24 protein-coding genes are annotated in these 23146 nt (G+C 58.5%); 11 read left to right on the top strand and 13 right to left on the bottom strand.

Going from position 1 to position 23146, the window contains the following annotated elements; all coding sequences use genetic code 11:
* Positions 1 to 29: 29 nt before the first annotated feature.
* Positions 30 to 1892, top strand: coding sequence for an NAD(P)-binding protein (locus ACEN2T_RS13620; protein WP_442116854.1), 1863 nt, complete (start codon positions 30 to 32; stop codon positions 1890 to 1892).
* A 373-nt stretch (positions 1893 to 2265) separates the two neighbouring features.
* Entirely contained in the window at positions 2266 to 3891 is a 1626-nt protein-coding gene (locus ACEN2T_RS13615) for a glucan biosynthesis protein D (protein WP_032891741.1), read from the top strand.
* Between the two features lie 51 nt (positions 3892 to 3942).
* Here the strand turns inward: ACEN2T_RS13615 and ACEN2T_RS13610 are convergent, their stop codons facing one another.
* The 3 genes from ACEN2T_RS13610 to ACEN2T_RS13600 form a co-directional block, all read right to left on the bottom strand.
* A complete protein-coding gene (locus ACEN2T_RS13610) occupies positions 3943 to 4128 on the bottom strand; it encodes a hypothetical protein (RefSeq protein WP_032891743.1) in 186 nt (61 codons plus the stop codon).
* A 271-nt stretch (positions 4129 to 4399) separates the two neighbouring features.
* On the bottom strand, positions 4400 to 5506 hold the full coding sequence (locus tag ACEN2T_RS13605) for an NADH:flavin oxidoreductase/NADH oxidase (protein ID WP_032891746.1): 1107 nt from the start codon (positions 5504 to 5506) through the stop codon (positions 4400 to 4402).
* 125 nt (positions 5507 to 5631) lie between these two features.
* Complete coding sequence (locus ACEN2T_RS13600; RefSeq protein WP_032891749.1) at positions 5632 to 7533, bottom strand: potassium transporter Kup; 1902 nt, start codon at positions 7531 to 7533, stop codon at positions 5632 to 5634.
* A 356-nt stretch (positions 7534 to 7889) separates the two neighbouring features.
* Between ACEN2T_RS13600 and ACEN2T_RS13595 the strand changes: the two genes are divergently transcribed.
* The 6 genes from ACEN2T_RS13595 (at position 7890) to tsaA (ending at position 12390) form a co-directional block, all read left to right on the top strand.
* Positions 7890 to 8267, top strand: a complete 378-nt coding sequence (locus tag ACEN2T_RS13595) for a c-type cytochrome (protein ID WP_442116853.1) — start codon at positions 7890 to 7892, stop codon at positions 8265 to 8267.
* A gap of 195 nt (positions 8268 to 8462) precedes the next feature.
* A complete protein-coding gene (gene rimO, locus ACEN2T_RS13590) occupies positions 8463 to 9803 on the top strand; it encodes a 30S ribosomal protein S12 methylthiotransferase RimO (protein WP_046384502.1) in 1341 nt (446 codons plus the stop codon).
* A gap of 103 nt (positions 9804 to 9906) precedes the next feature.
* Entirely contained in the window at positions 9907 to 10380 is a 474-nt protein-coding gene (locus tag ACEN2T_RS13585) for a GNAT family N-acetyltransferase (protein ID WP_032891753.1), read from the top strand.
* A 71-nt stretch (positions 10381 to 10451) separates the two neighbouring features.
* Positions 10452 to 11162, top strand: a complete 711-nt coding sequence (locus tag ACEN2T_RS13580) for an rRNA pseudouridine synthase (protein ID WP_032891755.1) — start codon at positions 10452 to 10454, stop codon at positions 11160 to 11162.
* Positions 11163 to 11229: 67 nt separating this feature from the next.
* Entirely contained in the window at positions 11230 to 11691 is a 462-nt protein-coding gene (locus ACEN2T_RS13575; protein ID WP_032891756.1) for a DUF1456 family protein, read from the top strand.
* Positions 11692 to 11694: 3 nt separating this feature from the next.
* Complete coding sequence (gene tsaA, locus ACEN2T_RS13570; protein ID WP_032891757.1) at positions 11695 to 12390, top strand: tRNA (N6-threonylcarbamoyladenosine(37)-N6)-methyltransferase TrmO; 696 nt, start codon at positions 11695 to 11697, stop codon at positions 12388 to 12390.
* 150 nt (positions 12391 to 12540) lie between these two features.
* Here the strand turns inward: tsaA and fpr are convergent, their stop codons facing one another.
* Positions 12541 to 13320, bottom strand: a complete 780-nt coding sequence (gene fpr / locus ACEN2T_RS13565; protein WP_003189055.1) for a ferredoxin-NADP reductase — start codon at positions 13318 to 13320, stop codon at positions 12541 to 12543.
* A gap of 123 nt (positions 13321 to 13443) precedes the next feature.
* On the opposite strand from fpr, the gene ACEN2T_RS13560 reads away from it, so the two are divergent.
* Positions 13444 to 14370, top strand: a complete 927-nt coding sequence (locus ACEN2T_RS13560; protein ID WP_026013711.1) for a LysR family transcriptional regulator — start codon at positions 13444 to 13446, stop codon at positions 14368 to 14370.
* Positions 14371 to 14373: 3 nt separating this feature from the next.
* Here the strand turns inward: ACEN2T_RS13560 and ACEN2T_RS13555 are convergent, their stop codons facing one another.
* The 3 genes from ACEN2T_RS13555 to ACEN2T_RS13545 form a co-directional block, all read right to left on the bottom strand.
* Complete coding sequence (locus tag ACEN2T_RS13555) at positions 14374 to 14736, bottom strand: diacylglycerol kinase (protein ID WP_032891758.1); 363 nt, start codon at positions 14734 to 14736, stop codon at positions 14374 to 14376.
* 75 nt (positions 14737 to 14811) lie between these two features.
* The gene (gene erdR / locus ACEN2T_RS13550; protein WP_032891760.1) at positions 14812 to 15462 is read right to left on the bottom strand and encodes a response regulator transcription factor ErdR; all 651 of its coding nucleotides are present in this window, start codon (positions 15460 to 15462) and stop codon (positions 14812 to 14814) included.
* Positions 15463 to 15714: 252 nt separating this feature from the next.
* Positions 15715 to 16434, bottom strand: coding sequence for a tRNA-uridine aminocarboxypropyltransferase (locus ACEN2T_RS13545; RefSeq protein WP_032891762.1), 720 nt, complete (start codon positions 16432 to 16434; stop codon positions 15715 to 15717).
* Positions 16435 to 16613: 179 nt separating this feature from the next.
* Here ACEN2T_RS13545 and ACEN2T_RS13540 point away from each other — a divergent pair, with 179 nt between their 5' ends.
* A complete protein-coding gene (locus ACEN2T_RS13540; RefSeq protein WP_095183975.1) occupies positions 16614 to 17051 on the top strand; it encodes a PA3611 family quorum-sensing-regulated virulence factor in 438 nt (145 codons plus the stop codon).
* Positions 17052 to 17342: 291 nt separating this feature from the next.
* Positions 17343 to 18455, top strand: a complete 1113-nt coding sequence (locus ACEN2T_RS13535) for a TIGR00730 family Rossman fold protein (RefSeq protein ID WP_181642747.1) — start codon at positions 17343 to 17345, stop codon at positions 18453 to 18455.
* A gap of 210 nt (positions 18456 to 18665) precedes the next feature.
* Here the strand turns inward: ACEN2T_RS13535 and recX are convergent, their stop codons facing one another.
* The 6 genes from recX to ACEN2T_RS13505 all read right to left on the bottom strand — a co-directional run bounded on the left by recX (position 18666) and on the right by ACEN2T_RS13505 (position 23114).
* Complete coding sequence (recX, locus tag ACEN2T_RS13530) at positions 18666 to 19133, bottom strand: recombination regulator RecX (RefSeq protein WP_099601243.1); 468 nt, start codon at positions 19131 to 19133, stop codon at positions 18666 to 18668.
* A gap of 8 nt (positions 19134 to 19141) precedes the next feature.
* Positions 19142 to 20200 carry a recombinase RecA gene (gene recA / locus ACEN2T_RS13525; RefSeq protein WP_032891767.1) on the bottom strand — a complete coding sequence of 353 codons (1059 nt, stop codon included), beginning with the start codon at positions 20198 to 20200 and terminating at the stop codon, positions 19142 to 19144.
* 84 nt (positions 20201 to 20284) lie between these two features.
* A complete protein-coding gene (locus ACEN2T_RS13520) occupies positions 20285 to 20785 on the bottom strand; it encodes a CinA family protein (RefSeq protein ID WP_032891768.1) in 501 nt (166 codons plus the stop codon).
* Positions 20786 to 20973: 188 nt separating this feature from the next.
* Positions 20974 to 21420, bottom strand: coding sequence for a hypothetical protein (locus ACEN2T_RS13515; protein ID WP_256585215.1), 447 nt, complete (start codon positions 21418 to 21420; stop codon positions 20974 to 20976).
* A gap of 21 nt (positions 21421 to 21441) precedes the next feature.
* Positions 21442 to 21786 (bottom strand): phage holin family protein, encoded by a 345-nt coding sequence (locus ACEN2T_RS13510; RefSeq protein WP_032891769.1) that lies wholly within the window; start codon positions 21784 to 21786, stop codon positions 21442 to 21444.
* Between the two features lie 593 nt (positions 21787 to 22379).
* Entirely contained in the window at positions 22380 to 23114 is a 735-nt protein-coding gene (locus tag ACEN2T_RS13505; protein ID WP_095184318.1) for a LexA family transcriptional regulator, read from the bottom strand.
* Positions 23115 to 23146: the final 32 nt, after the last annotated feature.

Raw genomic sequence — 23146 nt, 5'->3', positions numbered from 1 at the left:
TACAACAATAAAATCTCAGGTTCCCACCAATGGACATCACCCGCCGCGACTTCCTCAACGGCGTCGCCATTACCGTTGCCGCAGGCATGACCCCACTGCAACTGCTCCAGGCCGCACCCGATGGCCGCTACTACCCCCCTGCCCTTACCGGCCTGCGCGGCAGCCATGTCGGCTCGTTCGAAGTGGCTCACCAGATGGGCTGGGAAAAGAAAGTGTTCGACACCGAGAAATTGCCGATCACCGAGGATTACGACCTGGTGGTGGTCGGGGGTGGCTTGAGCGGTTTGTCGGCGGCATGGTTCTACCGGGAAAAGCACCCCAAGGCGAAGATCCTGATCCTGGAAAACCACGACGACTTCGGCGGCCACGCCAAGCGCAATGAATTCCAGGCCGGTGGCCGCATGATCATCGGTTACGGCGGCAGCGAGGCGTTGCAGTCGCCGAACCATCTGTACAGCAAGGAAGTGAACGGGCTGTTGAAGAAGCTCGGGGTTGATATCAAGCGCTTCGAAACCGCCTTCGACCGCCAGTTCTACCCCAACCTGGGCCTGTCGCGCGGTGTGTTTTTCGACAAGGAAAACTTCGGCGAAGACAAACTGGTGACCGGCGACCCGACGCCCATGGTGGCCGACGATATTGCGCCGGACCAACTGCATGCGCGGTCCATCAGCGACTTCATCAATGACTTCCCCCTGCCTGCAGAGGATCGCCAGGCGCTGATAGACCTGCACATGACGCCAAAGGACTACTTGCCAGGTAAGACTGCCGAAGAAAAGGCCGACCATCTGGCGGCGACCAGCTACCGCAATTTCCTGCTCAAGGACGTAGGGTTATCGGAAGGCGCGGTGAAGTACTTCCAAAGCCGTACCAATGACTTCATGGCGCTGAGCATTGATGCCGTGGCAGCGGCCGATGCCTATAGCGTAGGTTTCCCGGGGTTTGCGGGCATGAACCTGGCACCGATCAGCGAAGAAGCCGCAGCGGAAATGGAAGAGCCCTACATCTACCACTTCCCGGATGGCAACGCCTCGGTGGCGCGATTGCTGGTACGTAGTCTTATCCCAGGCGTAGCACCGGGGCACACCATGGACGACATCGTGCTGGCTACCTTTGACTACGCCAGGCTCGACCAACCCAAGGCGGCGGTACGGCTGCGCTTGAACAGCACCGCCGTCAGCGTGCGTAACGTCGATGGCGGTGTGCATATCGGCTACAGCCGAGGCGGCCAACTCGCACAGGTGCGCGGCAACCGCTGCATCCTGGCGTGCTACAACATGATGATTCCGTACCTGCTCAAAGACCTGCCAGCGCCCCAGGCCCATGCCTTGAGCCAGAACGTGAAATACCCGCTGGTGTACACCAAGGTGGTAATCCGCAATTGGCAGTCCTTCCAAAAACTGGGGGTGCATGAGATTTACGCGGCGACCCAACCGTACAGTCGCATCAAGCTGGACTACCCGGTGAGCATGGGCGGCTACGATCACCCACGGGACCCGACGCAGCCGATTGGCCTGCACATGGTCTACGTGCCCACCAGCCCCAACAGCGGTATGAACGCCCGCGACCAGGCACGCGCTGGGCGGGGCAAGCTGTATGGGCAGACGTTCGAGCAACTGGAGGCGCAACTGCGTGACCAACTGCAACGCATGCTCGGGCAGGGTGGGTTCAAGCACGAGACGGATATTCTGGCGATCACGGTCAACCGCTGGTCACACGGGTATGCGAGCTTCTCCAACAGCTTGTTTGATAACGCAGATGAGAGCGAAGCGTTGATGAATCTGGCGCGCAAACCTGTAGGGCATGTGAGCATCGCCAACTCGGATGCGGCATGGAGTGCGTACGCCCATGCGGCGATTGATGAGGCTTTTCGGGCAGTGAGAGAGGTGGGCTAAGTCGAAATAGTGTGGCTAAACGAAGTCTTGTGGTGAGCGGGCTTGCCCCGCGCTGGGCTGCGAAGCGGCCCTGAAGCCAAATGCCGCACGTTTTCAGACAGCCTGTGTGGTTTTCATGGGGGCCGCTTCGCGCCCCAGCGCGGGGCAAGCCCGCTCACTACAACAGTACGCAACTCACCTGACGACACAACTTGTTTCATATGCAACGCCATCACACAGCCATCAATCATTTTTCCTACACCATCGAACCGCTTAAGCTATCCGGCGTCTGTTTAATGTCCGTTGCGTTTGGCCGAAGGCATGTCCGAACCGTTATTTCTGATCCAGCACGTGCCAGGAACGGCGCGGGATTTGCTCACGACAGGTTGTCTCTATGCACCGCAGGAATTTGCTCAAAGCGTCCATGGCCATTGCGGCTTACACCGGTTTGTCGGCCAGCGGCCTACTGGCCGCGCAGGCCTGGGCCGGGAACCGTGCCGCCGACGGCAAGGCCGTGGCGTTCGATTTCGACGCACTGAAAGCCCAGGCCAAGCAACTCGCCGGAACCGCGTATAAAGACACCAAACAGGTGCTGCCGCCGACCCTGGCGACCATGACCCCACAGAATTTCAACGCCATTGGCTACGACGGCAAGCATTCGCTGTGGAAAGAGTTGAACGGCCAGTTGGACGTGCAGTTTTTCCACGTCGGCATGGGTTTCAAGACACCGGTGCGCATGCACAGCGTTGATCCGAAAACCCGTGAAGCCCGTGAAGTGCACTTCCGCCCTTCGCTGTTCAACTATGAAAAAACCACCGTCGACACCAAACAGCTGACCGGCGACCTGGGTTTCTCCGGCTTCAAGCTGTTCAAGGCACCGGAGCTGGACCGCCATGACGTGCTGTCGTTTCTCGGCGCCAGCTACTTCCGCGCGGTGGATTCCACCGGCCAATACGGCCTGTCGGCCCGAGGCCTGGCCATCGACACCTACGCCAAAAAACGCGAAGAATTCCCTGACTTCACCCAGTTCTGGTTCGAAACTCCAGACAAGGACGCCACGCGTTTTGTGGTCTACGCCCTGCTTGACTCGCCAAGCGCCACCGGCGCCTACCGCTTCGATATCGACTGCCAGGCCAACCAAGTGGTGATGGCGATCGACGCCCATATCAATGCGCGGACTGCCATCGAACAACTGGGCATTGCCCCTATGACCAGCATGTTCAGCTGCGGCACCCACGAGCGCCGGATGTGCGACACCATCCACCCGCAAATCCACGACTCGGACCGCCTGGCGATGTGGCGCGGCAACGGCGAGTGGATCTGCCGCCCGCTGAACAACCCCGCCAAGTTGCAATTCAATGCATTCGCCGACAAAGACCCGAAAGGCTTTGGCCTGGTGCAGACCGACCATGAGTTCGCCAGCTATCAGGACACTGTGGACTGGTACAGCAAGCGCCCAAGCCTGTGGGTCGAACCGACCACCGCCTGGGGCGAAGGCTCCATCGACCTGTTGGAGATCCCCACCACCGGCGAGACCCTGGACAACATCGTGGCCTTCTGGACCCCGAAGAAGCCGGTGGCTGCGGGTGAATCGCTGAACTATGGTTACAAACTGTACTGGAGCGCCTTGCCACCGGTGAGCACACCATTGGCCCAGGTCGACGCGACCCGTTCCGGCATGGGCGGTTTTACCGAAGGTTGGGCGCCGGGTGAACATTACCCGGACGTGTGGGCGCGCCGTTTTGCCGTGGACTTCAAGGGCGGTGGCTTGGACCGTTTACCGCCAGGCACAGGGATTGAGCCCGTGGTGACTTGCTCCCATGGTGAAGTGAAAGACTTCAGCGTGCTGGTGCTCGATAACATCAAGGGCTACCGCATCCTGTTCGACTGGTACCCGACCAGCGACAGCGTGGAACCGGTGGAGCTGCGCCTGTTTATCCGAACCCAGGACCGCACCTTGAGTGAAACCTGGCTGTATCAGTACTTCCCGCCGGCACCGGACCAGCGCAAGTACACCTGATTCAACTGTGGGAGGGGGCTTGCTCCCTCCCACATGCGTTCCACGTCGACTCTAAAACCGCGACACGCTCTTCATCGCCCCAATCAGATAACGCATCGCCACCTGATCGCTCTCGTTCAGAGCGCGATACTGCGCCAGCAACTCGACCTCATCCAAACTCAACCGGCGGCTACGCAAGGACACCCTGCGGGTCAAAAAAGACGCCACCAAACCTGCTACTCCATAGGACTTGGCCATGGACTGTTTCTCCTGATATCAATCAAATACTCCCGGCGCCCATCAACCATCTCCCGTGAAGCGCAATGCCTCCGTGGACAAACAGACTGACTCCCTGGGCCAGAAATCGGTCTTACCCTAAGCGTAGAAACAATCTCGTTACGTGTGGGATTTTTTTAGAGTATTCACTTAAAAAATTACTTCGGTAACAAATACCTACAGCGCCATCCCACAGCAACAGGCAAAAAAAACCCACCGGCTCAGGGTGGGTTTAGATGGAGCCAGCGAAGGATCAATCCCTCAAGTCAGACTCATGAATCGGTTGATCCCGATGGGTCGCGCGTTGGTACTGAGCCGGCCAGATTGCTTTGCGCCCGCCCAAGTCATCGTCGGCGTGCAACGGCCAGTACGGATCGCGCAGCAGTTCACGAGCCAGGAAGATGATATCGGCCTGGCAAGTGCGCAGGATGTGCTCGGCCTGAGCCGGTTCGGTGATCATGCCCACGGTCCCCGTGGCGATGCCCGACTCCTTGCGCACGCGCTCGGCGAAGCGCGTCTGGTAGCCCGGCCCGGTAGGGATCTCGGCATTGGCGGCGGTGCCACCGGAGGATACGTCGATCAGGTCCACGCCCAGGTCTTTGAGGCGGCGTGCCAGTTCCACGGTTTCATCGGGGTTCCAGCCGTCCTCCACCCAGTCGGTGGCCGACACCCGTACGAACAGCGGCAACTCCTGGGGCCAGACTTCACGCACGGCCTTGGTCACCTGAAGCACCAGCCGGATACGGTTTTCAAAGGAACCGCCGTATTGGTCCTGCCGCTGATTGCTGATGGGTGAGAGGAATTGGTGCAACAGATAACCGTGAGCCGCGTGAATTTCCACCACCTCGAAACCCGCGGTGAGCGCACGTTTGGCAGCGGCGACGAAGTCAGCGATCACTTGCTGGATCTGCGCTTCGTCCAGTTGCCGCGGTTGGGTGTGTTGAGGGTCAAAGGCAATCGGCGATGGGCCTACCGGTACCCAACCACCGTCCTCCGGCTTGACGCTGCCATGCTTGCCGATCCACGGCCGATGGGTGCTGGCCTTGCGCCCGGCGTGGGCCAGTTGGATGCCAGCCACCGCGCCCTGGGCGGCGATAAAACGGGTGATGCGTTGCAGCGGTTCGATCTGTTGGTCGTTCCACAAGCCCAAGTCCTGTGCCGTGATGCGGCCATCGGCAGTCACGGCGGTGGCCTCGGTGAAAATCAGCCCGGCGCCGCCGACGGCACGACTGCCGAGGTGCACCAGATGCCAGTCATTGGCCAGTCCATCGTCACTGGAGTATTGGCACATCGGCGAGACGGCAATGCGGTTCAGGAGGGTCAATTGGCGCAGGGTATAGGGTTCGAGCAGCTGACTCATGGCGCACCTCTTCTGGGTTCTATGGGCACTGTTCAACAGTGCTTAGAGCCTAGTCGACAACGATCGATTGCACAGGGTTCAGACGGAAAGCGGGAGCCGATTGCCGGCTCCCGTGCAGCAGATACTTACATCTCGACCTGGGTGCCCAGCTCGATCACCCGGTTTACCGGAAGTTTGAAGAAGCGCAGGTTGCCGTTGGCATTCTTCAACATGAATGCAAACAAGGCTTCGCGCCAGCGCGCCATGCCTTCGATTTTCGAGGCAATCACCGTCTCGCGGCTGAGGAAGTAGGTGGTGCGCATTGGGCTGAAATCCAGATCATCCAAGTGGCACAACTTCAGCGCTTCGGGCACATCCGGCTCGTCGGTGAAGCCGAAGTGCAGGATCACGCGGAAGAACCCTTCCCCGTAGGAATCCACCTCGAAACGCCGCGATGCCGGGACGCGCGGGATGTCTTCATAGACCACCGTCAGCAGCACCACTTGCTCGTGCAATACCTGGTTATGCAGCAGGTTGTGCAACAGCGCATGGGGCACGGCATCGGGCCGCGCGGTGAGGAACACCGCCGTGCCCTGAACCCGATGGGGCGGCTGCACGCGAATACTGCTGATAAAGATCGGCAGCGGCAGGCCGCCTTCGTCGAGACGTTCCACCAGTAATTGCTTGCCGCGCTTCCAGGTGGTCATCAACACGAACAGCACGATCCCCGCGATCACCGGGAAGGCGCCGCCCTGGATGATTTTCGGTACGTTGGCCGCAAAATACAGCCCATCCACCAACAGGCAGCAGAGCAGTACCGGCACGGCCAGCACTGGGGGCCATTTCCACAGCAGCAACATCACCGCCGAGACGAGGATGGTGGTCATCAACATGGTGCCCGTCACCGCCACGCCGTAGGCCGAGGCCAGTGCGTTTGAGGACTCGAAGCCCAGCACCAGCAGGATCACGCCGACCATCAGCGACCAGTTCACCGCGCCGATATAGATCTGGCCCTGTTCGGCACTGGAGGTGTGTTGAATGTGCATGCGCGGGATGTAACCCAGTTGGATCGCCTGGCGAGTCAAGGAGAACGCGCCGGAAATCACCGCCTGGGAAGCAATCACCGTCGCCAGGGTCGACAGAACCACCAGCGGGATCAGCGCCCAGCTCGGCGCCAGCAGATAGAACGGGTTGCGCGCGGCTTCAGGATCGCCCAGCAGCATGGCGCCCTGGCCGAAATAGTTGAGCACCAGCGCCGGCAACACCAGTATGAACCAGGCGCGGGCAATGGGCTTGCGGCCGAAATGGCCCATGTCGGCGTACAGCGCTTCGGCGCCCGTCAGTGCCAGCACCACGGCACCCAGGATGGCAACGCCAATGCCTGGATGAGCCTCGAAGAAACGCACGGCCCACATCGGGTTCAATGCCTTGAGCACTTCGGGATGCTGGCTGATGCCATAGATACCCAGCCCGCCCAGCACCAGGAACCAGGTCACCATCACCGGCCCGAACAGCTTGCCGATGCGATCGGTACCGTGTTTCTGGATCAGAAACAGCGCCACCAGCACCACCAACGCAATCGGCACAACCCATTTTTCCAGGCCGTCGAACGCCAGCTCCAGGCCTTCTACTGCTGACAACACCGAAATCGCCGGGGTGATCATGCTGTCACCGTAGAACAGTGCCGCCCCGCACAGGCCACACACGACCAGGAAACTGCGCAGCTTTTTACGTTCCCCCGCTGCCCGACGTGCCAGTGCGGTCAGGGCCATGATGCCGCCTTCGCCCTGGTTGTCGGCGCGCAGCACGAACAGCATGTATTTGATCGAAACGACCCAGATCAGCGACCAGAAGATCAGCGCCAGGATCCCCAAGACACCGTCATGGTTGACCTGAACCCCATACCCCCCGGTGAACACCTCTTTGAGGGTGTAGAGCGGACTGGTCCCGATATCGCCGTAAACCACCCCGACCGCCGCCACCAGCATGCCGATCGGCTTGGTGTTTGAATGCTCGGCACTTGCTGCCTGACTACTCGCGTGACCCATCAACCACTCCTGCCCTTTGACCTGAGGTCTCTTATAAACAACGCGCCTAAGCTGACCCTAGCATGCGCTGTTTTACTTCTCGTAACAGACGTTTTATTGACCCAAGGTTTTTACCCGTGCGCAACGGCGCGAAGCATAGCGCAGCACTCGTCACATTTCCCTGCATAAAGCTGGTCAAGTGAATTGCCCGTGGCTAGCATCGCGCTCTTTTCGATCACAGAGGCCTACAGCACTGGTCCGCTGCCTGGCCGTGCGCGATCGGCCACATACAGAGGTCGGACGTGCCCTCCCCGTCACCAACGCCAGGCCCTGAACTTGCCCTCGATTCAGATCCAGCGGATACAACAAGGACGTCTATGAGAAGAGTATTTATTGCTTCGCTGGCAGTGTTATCGCTGGCTCAAACATCACTGTCCTTCTCGGATAACCTCAACGGAAAAAATATCTACCTACAGCGATGCGCCATGTGCCACGGAGCGGACATCAAAGGCACGGGACCCTTGGCCAGTAAGAGCAACCCTCCGACGCCAAACCTCACCACACCCACGTTCAAGAAACGACTTAAGGATTATCCGGGCGTAATTGTGTCGTCGATAATACTTCGACCCAATGGAGACCTGATTCCAAAAACTTTGCGAGAGAACGGTGTGAAGCTGCCACCGTTCGCTTGGCGGATTAATGATCTGCGCGATTTGAATCAGTACATGACGGGTGTGATTTCAATGAGTCGGTGAGCTTGAGGTAAGCGTTGGGCACTTATAGAACACGCCGGCCAGCAAAAGAGCACTCGTCGCATTTCCCCGCATAAAGCTGGTCAAGTGCGCTGCCCATCGCTAGAATTGCGCACTTTTTGATCAGAGGCACACCAAGTGCCCGTCCACCGCCTTGTCGTGCCCGACTGGCGGCGTCATTCAATACCGAGGTTAGACATGTCCACCACCATCGCAAAAGCCAACCCTAAGGTTGGCTTTGTTTCCCTGGGTTGCCCGAAGGCTCTGGTCGACTCCGAGCGCATCCTCACGCAACTGCGTATGGAAGGCTATGACGTTGTGTCCACTTACCAGGACGCCGACGTGGTGGTGGTCAACACCTGCGGCTTTATCGACTCGGCCAAGGCAGAGTCCCTGGAAGTGATCGGCGAAGCCATCAAGGAAAACGGCAAGGTCATCGTGACCGGCTGCATGGGTGTGGAAGAAGGCAATATCCGCAACGTGCACCCGAGCGTGCTGGCCGTGACCGGTCCGCAGCAGTACGAGCAGGTGGTCAATGCCGTGCACCAAGTAGTGCCGCCGCGCCAGGATCACAACCCGCTGATCGACCTGGTGCCGCCGCAAGGCATCAAGCTGACCCCGCGCCACTATGCGTACCTGAAGATTTCCGAAGGCTGCAACCACAGCTGCAGCTTCTGCATCATCCCGTCGATGCGGGGCAAGCTGGTCAGCCGCCCGGTCGGTGACGTGCTAGACGAAGCCCAGCGCCTGGTCAAATCCGGCGTGAAAGAGCTGTTGGTGATCTCCCAGGACACCAGCGCCTACGGCGTCGACGTGAAATACCGTACCGGTTTCTGGAACGGCGCGCCGGTGAAAACCCGTATGACCGAACTCTGCGAAGCCCTCAGCAGCCTGGGCGTGTGGGTGCGCCTGCATTACGTTTACCCGTACCCGCACGTAGACGAACTGATCCCGTTGATGGCTGCCGGCAAGATCCTGCCGTACCTGGACATCCCGTTCCAGCACGCCAGCCCGAAAGTCCTGAAGGCGATGAAACGCCCAGCCTTCGAAGACAAGACCCTGGCGCGCATCAAGAACTGGCGCGAGATCTGCCCGGAGCTGATCATCCGTTCCACCTTCATCGTCGGCTTCCCCGGCGAAACCGAAGAAGACTTCCAGTACCTGTTGGACTGGCTGACCGAAGCCCAACTGGATCGCGTCGGCTGCTTCCAGTACTCCCCGGTGGAAGGTGCTCCAGCCAACCTGCTGGACCTGGCCGTGGTGCCGGACGACGTCAAGCAAGACCGTTGGGAGCGTTTCATGGCGCACCAACAGGCGATCAGCTCGGCGCGCCTGCAATTGCGTATCGGCAAGGAAATCGAAGTGCTGATCGACGAAGTCGACGAGCAAGGCGCGGTTGGCCGCTGCTTCTTCGACGCGCCGGAAATCGACGGTAACGTGTTTATCGACGATGCCAGCGGTTTAAAGCCGGGCGACAAGGTCTGGTGCACCGTGACCGACGCCGACGAATACGACCTGTGGGCCGAAAAGCGCGACTAACGCTGTAAAAATTTAAAAAAGCCCTGCTTCTGGACAAGATGCGGGGCTTTTTTACGTCTATCGTTTTGCCCATCAGCACCGATCACAGCAAGGGGCAGCGGGCATGCGTCAGCATTCGATTATCCATACACCTAAAATCAGCGACTACGCGGAGTTGGCGCGGATCTGGGAGGATTCGGTGCGGGCCACTCATGACTTTTTACCCGAGAGTTACATCGTACTGCTCAAGGGGCTGGTGCTGACCCGCTACCTGGACTCGGTGATGCTGATCTGCACCAAAGACTCACGCCAGCGCATCACCGGGTTTGCCGGGGTTGCGGCGGGCAAGGTGGAGATGCTGTTTATCGACCCGCAGCACCGTGGTCAGGGTCTTGGCCGACAGCTGCTGTGGTATGCGATCGAGCACATGAATGCTCAAGCGCTGGACGTCAACGAACAGAACCCACAGGCCCTGGGGTTTTACTTGAAACTCGGGTTCGAGGTGATCGGACGCACGGAGCATGATGGTTTGGGCCAACCTTATCCGTTGCTGCATATGCGTTTGCACCAGCTACAACAGCAGGAGCGTCAGGGCTAAATGAAATGGGGCCGGGATTAACCGCGCCCACACAGGTACAATAGCCGCCCCCTTTTGTTACGGCCCTTGTCATGACTGACCCCATACGCCTCTCCAAACGCCTTATCGAACTGGTCGGTTGCTCCCGTCGGGAGGCTGAGCTGTTTATCGAAGGCGGCTGGGTCTCGGTGGACGGTGAAGTGATCGACGAGCCGCAGTTCAAGGTCACGACCCAGAAAGTCGAACTCGACCCGGACGCCAAGGCGACAGTGCCTGAACCGGTGACCATTCTGCTGCACGCCCCTGCTGGCGTGGATGCCGAGACAGCCATGGCCTCGATCAGCGCCGAAACGCTCTCCGAAGAACACCGTTTCAGCAAGCGCCCGCTCAAAGGTCACTTCCTGCGCCTGACCGCCAGCGCCGACCTGCAAGCCAAGGCCAGCGGCCTGTTGGTGTTCACCCAGGACTGGAAGATTCTGCGCAAGTTGACCGCCGATGCCACCAAGATCGAGCAGGAATATGTGGTAGAGGTCGAGGGCGACATGGTTGCTCACGGCCTCAACCGCCTCAATCACGGCCTGACCTACAAGGGCAAGGAGCTGCCAGCAGTTAAAGCCAGCTGGCAGAACGAAAACCGGCTGCGCTTCGCGATGAAAAACCCGCAGCCAGGCGTGATCGCGCTGTTCTGTGAAGCCGTTGGCCTGAAGGTCGTGGCGATCCGCCGCATCCGTATCGGCGGCGTGTCCATCGGCAAGGTGCCGGTCGGTCAATGGCGTTACTTGTCCGGCAAAGAGAAGTTCTAAGCCGCTCCCCTTTTCTCGACACCGCCTGATGGGCGGTGTCCTCAGTTGAATACCAGGACTGCCCACCATGATTCACAACGACGTACTGCGCAGCGTGCGCTACATGCTCGACATCAGCGACAACAAGATGGTCGAGATCATCAAGCTCGGCGGCATGGACGTAACCAAGGAAGACCTGCTTACCTACCTCAAGAAAGATGAGGAAGAAGGCTTCGTGTTCTGCCCGGATGAGGTCATGGCGTACTTCCTCGATGGCCTGGTGATCTTCAAGCGTGGCAAGGACGAAAGCCGTCCGCCGCAGCCGATCGAAACCCCGGTGACCAACAACATCATCCTGAAAAAGCTGCGTGTAGCCTTCGAACTGAAGGAAGACGATATGCACGCTATCCTCAAGGCTGCCGAGTTTCCGGTGTCCAAGCCGGAGCTGAGCGCGCTGTTCCGCAAGTTCGGCCACACCAACTACCGTACCTGTGGCGACCAGTTGCTGCGCAACTTCCTCAAGGGCCTGACCCTGCGGGTTCGTGCGTAAGCCATGAGCTATCAGGTCTCACCCGTCGGTTTCGTACGCTCCTGCTTCAAGGAGAAGTTCGCCATTCCGCGCCAACCACAACTGGCGCCAGCGGCCCGAGGCGTGCTGGAACTGGTGGCGCCGTTTGACCAGGGTGAGGCAGTGCAGGGCCTGGAGCAGGTCAGCCACGTGTGGCTGTTGTTCCTGTTTCACCAGGCCCTGGAAGACAAACCACGCCTCAAAGTGCGCCCGCCACGCCTGGGCGGCAACACGTCCATGGGCGTGTTTGCCACCCGTGCGACCCATCGGCCCAACGGCATCGGCCAGTCGGTGGTGAAGCTGGACAAAGTGGAACCGGGCCGACTGTGGATTTCCGGGATTGATTTGCTCGATGGCACGCCGGTGTTGGATATCAAGCCGTATGTGCCATATGCCGATAGTGTCGCGGACGCCACCAATGGCATCGCCAGTGATGCGCCGAACCTGATTGGCGTGCAATGGCTGAAGACCGCCCTGCTGCAAGCACAAGACCACGCTCAACGCCTGGGAGAGCCTCTGGTGGAGTTGATTGATCAGTGCTTGGCGCAGGATCCACGGCCGGCGTACCAAAAGCCTGGGCCTGAGCGCGAATATGGCGCGCAGTTCTGGGACGTGGATGTGCGCTGGCACTATCCCGAGGCGGGGATGATTTGTGTGCTGGAAGTACTCCCAGCCAACTGAATAAACCGGAAGCAAAATGTGAGAGGGGGCTTGCCCCCGATAGCGGTGTGTCAGTCAGAGATGTATCAACTGACACTCGCTCATCGGGGGCAAGCCCCCTCCCACATTTGGATCTTCTTTGTTGCTTGGTCAGCACATGGGCTGACGGGATTACTTCTCGACGAACGCACGCTCGATCAAGTAATCACCCGGCTCACGCATGCGCGGAGAAACTTTCAGGCCGAAGCTGTTCAACACTTCGCTGGTTTCATCCAACATGCTCGGGCTGCCGCACAGCATGGCGCGGTCATCCTCGGGGTTGATCGGCGGCAGACCGATGTCGCTGAACAGCTTGCCACTGCGCATCAGATCGGTCAGGCGGCCTTCGTTTTCGAATGGCTCGCGGGTCACGGTAGGGTAGTAGATCAACTTGTCACGCAGGGCCTCGCCGAAGAATTCGTTCTGCGGCAGGTGCTCGGTGATGAACTCGCGGTAGGCGACTTCGTTGACGTAACGCACGCCGTGGCACAGGATCACTTTTTCGAAACGCTCGTAGGTTTCCGGGTCCTGGATCACGCTCATGAACGGAGCAAGGCCAGTACCGGTGCTGAGCAGGTACAGGTGTTTGCCTGGCTTCAAATCGTCAAGCACCAAGGTACCTGTCGGTTTTTTGCTGATGATGATCTCGTCGCCTTCCTTCAAGTGCTGCAATTGGGAAGTCAGCGGGCCATCCGGCACCTTGATGCTGAAGAACTCCAGATGCTCTTCCCAGTTCGGACTGGCGATGGAGTAAGCGCGCATGAGCGGGCGGCCGTTGGGCTGTTGCAGGCCGATCATCACGAACTGACCGTTCTCGAAGCGCAGGCCCGGATCGCGGGTGCACTTGAAGCTGAACAGAGTGTCGTTCCAGTGATGAACACTGAGGACACGCTCGTGGTTCATGTTGCTCATGTACGGGTAACTCCTGGAAATGGGTCTGCGCCAAATGTAGCTGCGCAATTGCACAGCATTCTAATGGCGGCGACAATATCTGTTAACTGGATTATTAAGATAAGGGTTATCGGTTATATAGATATGCGATTTACTCTCCGTCAACTGCAAGTCTTCGTCGCCGTCGCCCAGCAGGAAAGCGTCTCGCGCGCTGCTGGCCTTCTGGCCTTATCTCAATCGGCAGCCAGCACCTCGATTACGGAGCTGGAGCGTCAATCCAGCTGCCAATTATTCGACCGCGCCGGTAAACGCCTGAGTCTCAACGCCCTGGGCCATCAGCTTCTGCCCCAGGCAGTAGCGCTGCTGGACCAAGCCAAGGAGATCGAAGACCTGCTCAACGGCAAGTCCGGCTTCGGCTCTCTGGCCGTCGGCGCGACCCTGACCATCGGTAATTACCTGGCCACCCTGCTGATCGGCAGCTTCATGCAGCAGCACCCCGAGAGCCAGGTAAAGCTGCATGTGCAGAACACTGCCAATATCGTGCACCAGGTTGCGCACTACGAAATTGACCTGGGTCTAATCGAAGGCGACTGCAGCCACCCCGATATCGAGGTGCAAACCTGGGTGGAGGATGAGCTGGTGGTGTTTTGTGCGCCTCAGCATCACCTAGCCAAGCGCGGAGTGGCCACCATGGAGGAGCTGACCCACGAGGCGTGGATTCTGCGCGAACAGGGCTCAGGCACACGCCTGACCTTCGACCAGGCCATGCGTCATCACCGCAGCGCGCTGAACATCCGCTTGGAGCTTGAGCACACCGAGGCAATCAAGCGCGCCGTGGAGTCGGGATTGGGAATTGGCTGCATCTCGCGCTTGGCACTGCGCGACGCGTTCCGCCGTGGCAGCCTGGTGCCGGTTGAAACCCCTGACCTGGACCTTGCGCGGCAGTTTTACTTCATCTGGCATAAACAAAAATACCAGACCTCGGCGATGCGCGAGTTTCTGGAGCTGTGCCGCGCATTCACCGCTGGGGTTCAGCGCAGCGACGAGATCGTGCTGCCGAACATCGCTTGATCGTTAGATCAGGATCACGGCCCACACCAGGGTAATCATGGTCAGTGCCACAAATTGCGCGGCGCTGCCCATGTCCTTGGCGTTTTTCGACAGTGGATGGCGGTCCAGGGAAATGCGGTCGATGGCTGCTTCTACGGCCGAGTTGAGCAATTCGACGATCAAGGCCAGCAGGCACACTGCAATCAGCAGCGCCCGTTCGACACGACTGACGTTCAGGAAAAAGCTTAGCGGGACAAGGATGACATTCAGCAACACCAACTGCCGGAACGCGGCCTCGCCAGTGAACGCTGCGCGCAGGCCATCCAGGGAATATCCCCCAGCATTGAAGATACGTTTGATACCGGTTTGACCCTTGAAAGGCGACATAGACGTAGGCAACTGAACCAAAGAAGTGGGGAAACTAGATCACGCAAAGTCAAAAAAGCGTGAATCGATAACAGCTCAATGCTGCGAAATTGACTCAAGTTGTTGCAAGAGCAGCGCCGCCTGGGTCCGCGTGCGCACCCCCAACTTCCGGAAGATCGCGGTCACATGGGCCTTGATGGTCGCTTCCGACACGCTCAGCTCATAGGCAATCTGCTTGTTCAACAGGCCTTCACAGACCATGGTCAACACTCGGAACTGCTGGGGCGTAAGACTCGCCAAGCCATCACGGGCAGCCTTGGCTTCGTCAGACACGTTAATTTCTTCAAACGCTTGCGGCGGCCAGGACACATCACCGTCCAGCACCTTACGTACGGCGCTCTGGATATCTTCCATGGCGCTGGACTTGGGGATAAAGCCACTGGCGCCAAACTCCTTGGAGCGAACCACCACGTCAGCGTCTTCCTGCGCCGAGACCATCACCACGGGAATTTGCGGGTATTGCCCACGCAGCAGCACCAGCCCCGAGAAACCGTAGGCGCCAGGCATGTTCAGGTCGAGCAGCACCAAGTCCCAGTCGGATTTTTCGGTGAGGCGGACTTCCAGTTCGGCAATGCTGGCCACTTCAACCAGACGCACATCCGGGCCAAGGCCCAGCGTTACGGCCTGATGCAGCGCACTGCGAAACAGCGGGTGGTCATCGGCTATCAGGATTTCGTATGTGGCCATTGATTAAATGATCCTGTTTTTTATGGCTGCCTTGATGGGTTCAAGGTTCGCCAGTACACAAGGCAACGGCCAGGCAGCCATCGCCACAGGGCACGTTCAACGTCAAAAGCACGTGATACGACGTCGAAAATTCACGGTTGCGCCCCAATCGGCGCCCAGCATGCCCAGCGTAGCCTAGGGGGTCAAGCACTACGCCCGAGGGCATTTTAGCGGGGTGCAGGCTTACAGTGCCATCATGCCAACGTCGCCTGGCTATACCGCGGGTATATAGGGCGCAAGACGGGTATGGACGGCATCGGTCGCATCCAAAGGCATCTGGAACTTGGCGGCCAGGTAATGGGTGCTGAACACATCGAGGTAGGCATCCAGCACTTCGCTGGCAACCCCATCGCCAGCCAACTCCAGGCAGAGCGCTGCGACTTCGGCGGTACAGAAATGATCATCACGTTTGGAGCGGCGCAGTTTGTAGCGTGAGAGCTGCTCGGGCGCCAGGCTCAGAACGGGTAAGTGCTCCAGATACGGGCTTTTGCGGAACATCTTGCGCGCCTCACTCCAGGTGCCATCGAGCAGGATGAACAATGGACGCTTGCCCTGCGTCACGATGACTTCGTTGACCACCCGTTCCGGCGCCACAAATTCACCGGGAAATACAATATACGGCTGCCATTGCGGGTCAGCGAGCAGGGTGAGCAAATCCGGCTCGACTTCGGTGCGAGCCCAAGCGAAGGCAGTGGTGTCGTCGATGACGTCGGCGATCAGCCAGCCGGTGTTACTGGGTTTCATCGGTTCAACATCGTGCATCAGCAGGCACATCGCGGACCGGGCCTCGACTTTCGGGCGCCAGGCACAGAGACAGTACTCGGGAATCACCCGGCAGCCAGGGCAGCGTTCGGCACGGGAGCCTCGGTTGACGAAGGGCTTAATGGCGCGCGCCAGACGCTGGGTACGCAGACGGGAAACGGCATGGCTCATCGGATGCGCCGCAGGAACGGGTAAATCGACACGGATAGAACTCGTGAAAGGCTGAGATGGCCGCAGTTTACCAGCGATACGCCTGGCTGTAGTGGCAAGGGGTCACCTATAATTGCGCGCCACTGAACGCACAGCGCAGTGGCTGGTCTATGCACCAGTAACCGAATCAGGAGAGTTTCATGCTGCGTTCCATGCTGCGCCTTGTCGTCCCATCCATCGCACTTGCGCTGGTATTGCCTGTGGGCGCACATGCGGCCTCGCTGCTGGAGGCCCAGATGAACAGGAAACTGCAAAGCGTCGCGGCAGAAAGCAACAAGGATCTGCCCCGGGAAATCGATGAAAAAACCCTGGAAGTGGCCTACACCGTTGAAGGCATGCAGTTGATCGATCACCTGAGCGTCATGTCCGACCGTGCCGAGCAAATGCGCGCCAACCCCAAGGCTGTGTATTTCCAACTGGGGCAAAGCGTGTGCCTGAACAAAGGCTACCGCGAGCTGATGGCCAAAGGCGCCGTGATGCGCTATGAAATCACCGAAAACAAAACCAACCGCCCTGTGGCTTCGGTAAAGTTCGTGGAAACGGATTGCCCGGCTCCGGCGAAGAAGAAGAAGAAGTAATTCAACCTGACCTTCGCGCGCTGCTATTCAGTGGCGCGCACTCCCCCGCTGCAACGCCCCTCAGACGGCTAGACTCACTGTTGAGCAACCAATAAGCGGTTGCCAGCCAAGGGTTTTTCGGCCCATGATCAAGCCATCCCGACCGCTCGCTCACAGCATTTCTGATGCTGTTCTGTAACATTTTCAGGGCAAAAGAAGGTTGCCTCCTGCGGCAAGCAGCGACACATGCAGTGTCGTAGCCTCCGGCGAACATCTCGTCGGTTACCCGGCCCTGCAAGAAGGAGAAGTTGAATGCCTTACGAACCGAATGACAGCCTGCTCCAGCATTTTGAAAAAAATGGGGCCGACCTCACGCAGCAGGTCGAAGCCCAACTCCAACTGATCGCCCCCGACAGCCCGAATATCCCTCTGTATCGCGACATGATCCTCACCGTGCTGCGCATGGCACAGGATGACCGCAATCGCTGGAATGCCAAGATCACCTTGCAAGCCATACGTGAACTGGACAACGCCTTCCGTGTGCTCGAACAGTTCAAGGGCCGACGCAAGGTCACCGTATTTGGCTCGGCACGTACCCCTGTGGAAAGCCCCCTGTATGCATTAGCCCGGGAAGTAGGCGCAGCACTGGCGCGCTCGGACTTGATGGTGATTACCGGTGGAGGTGGCGGCATCATGGCCGCGGCACACGAAGGCGCCGGCCTGGAGCACAGCCTGGGGTTCAATATCACCTTACCGTTCGAACAGCACGCCAACCCGACCATTGATGGGACCGAGAACCTGTTGTCCTTTCACTTCTTTTTTACCCGCAAACTGTTCTTCGTCAAGGAAGCCGATGGACTGGTGCTATGCCCAGGCGGCTTCGGCACCCTCGATGAAGCACTGGAAGTGCTGACACTGATCCAGACCGGCAAGAGCCCACTGGTACCGGTGGTGTTACTGGATGCACCCGGTGGAGGATTTTGGCAAGGCGCCCTGGATTTTATCCGCAGCCAGTTGGAAGCCAATCGCTATATCTTGCCTACCGACCTCAAGCTGGTGCGGCTGGTGTACAGCGCTGAAGAAGCAGTGGAGGAGATCAATCAGTTTTATGCCAATTTCCATTCCACGCGCTGGTTAAAGCGCGAGTTTGTGGTGCGTATGAATCACCCGCTCAGTGATCGGGCGCTGGCCCACTTGCAAAGTGAGTTTGCCAGCCTGCGGCTAAGCGGCGAGTTTCAGCAACTCGCGTATACCGGTGAGGAGCATGATGAAGCGAGGTTCAGCCATTTGACGCGACTGGTGTTCAACTTTAATGGACGAGACCAAGGCAGACTGCGGGAGTTGGTGGATTACATCAATTTGCCGGAGAACTGGGCGCAGGCTCAGGGGAAGACGCAGCAGCGAGTGGCGCCAGAGCCGGCTTGATTTTTTAGAGCAAAAAAAGGCCCACTATTTTCATAGTGAGCCTTTTTTGGTGGTGTTTCAGTGGAAATGGGAGGCGAGCGATTGCGATGATTGGGGCTGATGCGCAGCCCAGCGCAGGGCAAGCCCGCTCACCACAACATGCTTGCTCTACACAAAAAACCTGCTCACCAATACAAACCCGCAAAAATGACAAGCACGCTCAATACAGTTTCAGTCGTCCATATCTCGGCCGCTGAACAAACGGTTGATCATTTCCATCGAAAACCCGCGGTAACTCAAGAAGCGGCCTTGCTTCGCACGCTCCCGGGCATCAATAGGCAGATGGCCGGAGAACTTGCGACGCCAAGTATCTTCCAACTGCGACTGCCAACTAATCCCGCACTCACGCAACGCAAGGTCGATATCGGCACGCTGCAGGCCACGCTGGCTCAGCTCTTCGCGAATACGCGCAGGGCCATAGCCGGAACGGGCTCGGTAGGAGACAAAACTTTCGAGGTAACGGGATTCCGACAGCAGCCCTTCTTCCGTCAAACGGTCAAGGGCCGTGTCGATCATCTCAGGGTTTGCGCCGCGCTGACGCAGTTTGCGCGTCAGCTCGACTCGACCATGCTCGCGTCGAGCGAGCAGGTCCATAGCAGTGCGCCGAACGGCGACGAGTGTATCCAGCACAACAGTCATCGTTTACTTCAGACGTCAGTGTCGGCTTCTTCCACTTCTGCAACCGGCTCGCGGTTGGCAGCAGCTTTCACGTCGGGAGCTGCAGTCAGCAACTTGTCGCGGATCTGCTTCTCAAGTGTGGCGGCGATATCCGGGTTATCTGCCAGGAACTTGGCCGAGTTAGCCTTGCCTTGACCAATCTTGCTGCCGTTGTAGGCATACCATGCACCGGACTTCTCGACGAAACCGTGCAGCACGCCCAGGTCGATCATTTCGCCGTTCAGGTAAATACCCTTACCGTACAAAATCTGGAATTCAGCCTGACGGAAAGGCGGGGCCACTTTGTTCTTAACGACTTTAACGCGGGTTTCGCTACCGACAACCTCGTCGCCTTCCTTCACCGCACCAGTACGGCGGATGTCCAGACGGACCGAAGCGTAGAACTTCAACGCGTTACCACCGGTGGTGGTTTCCGGGCTACCGAACATCACGCCGATCTTCATACGGATCTGGTTGATGAAGATCACCAGGCAGTTGGCGTTCTTGATGTTACCGGTGATTTTACGCAGCGCCTGGGACATCAGACGGGCTTGCAGGCCGACGTGCATGTCACCCATTTCGCCTTCGATTTCAGCCTTGGGTACCAAGGCAGCCACGGAGTCGACCACAATCACGTCGATGGCATTGGAGCGCACCAGCATGTCGGTGATTTCCAGGGCTTGCTCACCGGTGTCCGGCTGGGATACCAGCAGGTCATCAACATTGACACCCAACTTGCCGGCGTATTCAGGGTCCAGGGCGTGCTCGGCGTCGACGAACGCGCAGGTGGCGCCCATTTTTTGCGCTTGAGCAATCACCGACAGGGTCAGGGTAGTTTTACCGGAAGATTCAGGACCGTAGATTTCAACGATACGGCCTTTTGGCAGGCCGCCAATGCCGAGTGCGATGTCCAGACCCAGAGAGCCAGTGGAGATAGCCGGGATCGCCTGACGGTCGTGATCGCCCATACGCATTACGGCACCCTTGCCGAATTGACGTTCGATCTGACCCAGGGCCGCAGCCAAGGCTTTCTTCTTGTTGTCGTCCATTAAAGTCCTCACGTAATCAATAAGGCCGGGGCGGCCAACACCTGTATAAGTAGACAGTATTGTTCCACAAAGATTGGAGATCGCCTACCCCTGATTTTCTATTTCTGCTGCAGCTCGTCGCAACAAGCCCTCAAGCGCGGCCTTTACCGTTTGTCGGCGGACCTCATCGCGGTTGCCCGGGAAGTGCGCAAGCTCGGCCGTGACCTCATCACCCACACCAAAGGCCAGCCAGACAGTGCCTACCGGTTTGTCCGGCGAACCGCCGTCAGGCCCCGCCACGCCGCTGACTGCAACAGCGAATCGCGACAGGCTTTTTTCCTGCGCACCGCGCACCATGGCCTCCACCACTTCCTGGCTGACGGCGCCTACTTTCGGAAACAATGTTTCCGGCACATTCAACTGCCGGGTCTTCTGACGATTAGAGTAAGTGACGTATCCGGCCTCGAACCACGCCGAACTCCCGGGGATCCGCGTAATAGCCTCCGCAATACCGCCACCGGTGCAGGACTCCGCCGTGGTGACGTGAGCATTGAGCACCTGTAAACGGCGACCCAGTTCGGCGGCCAATTGAGTGATTTCCTTCACGGTCGTCTCCAGAAGTTAGCGGGCATTGGCCTACCCTACAGGAGCAAATACCCCGTGCAAGCGACAGACTGAATCGAGAGACTAGCGGGCGACGGCGCGCATACTTAAAACGGGCAAAGAAATGCCTGCTCCAAGGCGGGCTCCCGGCACGATTTGAGCGGGTTGGGGCAGCGTGATCACCATCAGTTTCATCCTGAAAAAGACGCGATGTCGACACCAGGGCCGAGGTAGAGGGTTTGAGTGAAGGATACGGTCCAACTGATGTAGTCCGTTTCGGCACCACTGAGTGGGGACGGCGCGGCGACGATCGACGTAGGCAAGTCGCACTGATCAGGCGCAAAGCCCCAGCGGTTATCCAAGGCCAGATCCATCAGTTGGCTGGCCAAATCACAGGCGTCAAAGGGCGACGACACGCTCGCAACCGTGGCCCTGAGTGAGACCGACAAGGCCTGTGCCTTGCGCCCTTCAAGGGAACGTTCACCGGGGCCATTACGTTCCACGCTGATCAACACGCGCGTCCTATTCTCGGCATCGGTCAAGGTATGGCGATTGCCTACACGCAACCGTGGAAAGGCGCCCTTCAGCGCGTCCCCGATCGCCACAGGCAGTTGAGGCGTATTTTTGAGAAGTGTCATTACATTGCGTCCTTGCAACAGTTAATGCTGATCAGGCCCAGAGGGCGGCACTTCGTTGACCCCGATGCGCTTTGCCGCCCAACGTTCATAAAGCCCGATGGCCACGTCAGCCCCCGCCATGGCGGTAAGGCAACCAATGGCGCCGGCGGTCCAGATCGACATGCCGGCGGCGTAGCACAGCATCAGTGCCGAAACCCCGCAGACCATGCACGCGCCGGACCGCAGCGCCAGGCGCCGCATCAGGGACCAACCGCGGGCGCCCTCCTTATCGGCACGCCACATTTCGCCGGATACACCTCCGATCAGGGCCAGTACGATCACCAGCCAGATAGGCATTTCCGCCAACACTTGCAGCTCGTTTGTCATTTCACGCCTCCTGGCTGATCAATGCCGGCAACGTGCCGGCGTTCGGGTAACTCCATGTGTCGGTAGGCATTCCAAAAAGCCCGATTGCCCAGGCTTTTCAGTAATAACCTCCTCAACCCTTCGCCGCTGCTTGCGCGGTACGGATTTTTCCTCGATGTTTTTCCGACCGTGATCCATGTCTGCGGGAGAACTGCTTCGGGCTTTACGCTGCACACCCGGACCAGTTGCCAACTCTCTGAACCGTTAAGGCCGGCCTATCTCTGCTTGTCTTGTTGAAGCGATGTCACTAAAAAGCGTCGGCGTCCTTGCCGGTGTTGCCTGGCATCCCTGCCATCGCTTTTGTGGCGTCCTTGCCAATATTGCATGCCTTCCTTGTCTTCCTCAGCAGCATCCTTGCCGCCTCCACCAGACCTCGTTGGCCGGCTTGAGATGAAGAGTATGACTGGATGGATATCCAGTCAATGCATTAATGCATTTATTTTCAAAGTATGAATGCGCCAATGCATTTATAGCCCCGCGGGCAAAGGGCTTTACGACTTTTGGCAGGCGGAAAAAAACCCGCACATCGGCGGGTTTTGTCTTACTTAAGGGAGTTAACGAGCGTACATGCCCCACCAGAACACGTGGCCAAGGATTCTGATCTGCTCATCCTGGATATCCTGGAAACTGTAGTCCTCATCAGGATGCTCATCACGATTGAAGCTGCGCAGACGAATCCCGGAAGGCAAGCGGTAGAGCTGTTTAACCCGCAGTTGCCCGTTGTGATTGATGGCATACAGGTCGCCATCCACGATATCGCCAATGCCACTCTTACCGGCATTCACCCCGACCGTCGCGCCATCGCGCAATACCGGCAACATACTGTTGCCACGCACCGTTACGCATTTGGCCTGGTCGAACTGCACGCCGTTATGCCGCAAGCTGCGCTTTCCAAAACGCAGGCTTGCTTTCTCGCTTTCCTCGATGACGAATCTTCCTGATCCAGCGGCCAATTCAACCTCGCGCAGAAAGGGGATCGACACCTCGTCCTCATTAACGGGGGTGTCGTCGTCCCAAAGGCTAATGTCCTTGAGTTCCGAATGCATTGGATCTCGCTCGTCATCTCGCGAAACGCCCACCGCCACGCGCCCGCGCAACTGGTCGGTGCTGATGCGGAAGTATTCGGCAATACGGGAAATGTGCTTGTCCGACGGGTCAGCGATCTTCCCGCTGAGGATCCGGGACAATGTGGATTGAGGCACACCGGTACGCCGGTGAAGCTCCGTGGGAGAGATCCGGTCGCGGTCCAGCAGCTCTCTTAAAACGATAGAAACATTGCGTTTTTGCATGACGCGAATAGTGACGGGAGACTTGGAGAATG

This window comes from Pseudomonas sp. W22_MBD1_FP4 (genome assembly GCF_052113765.1).
Classification (GTDB): domain Bacteria; phylum Pseudomonadota; class Gammaproteobacteria; order Pseudomonadales; family Pseudomonadaceae; genus Aquipseudomonas; species Aquipseudomonas sivasensis.
This window is presented reverse-complemented; position numbering and strand designations above follow the sequence as displayed.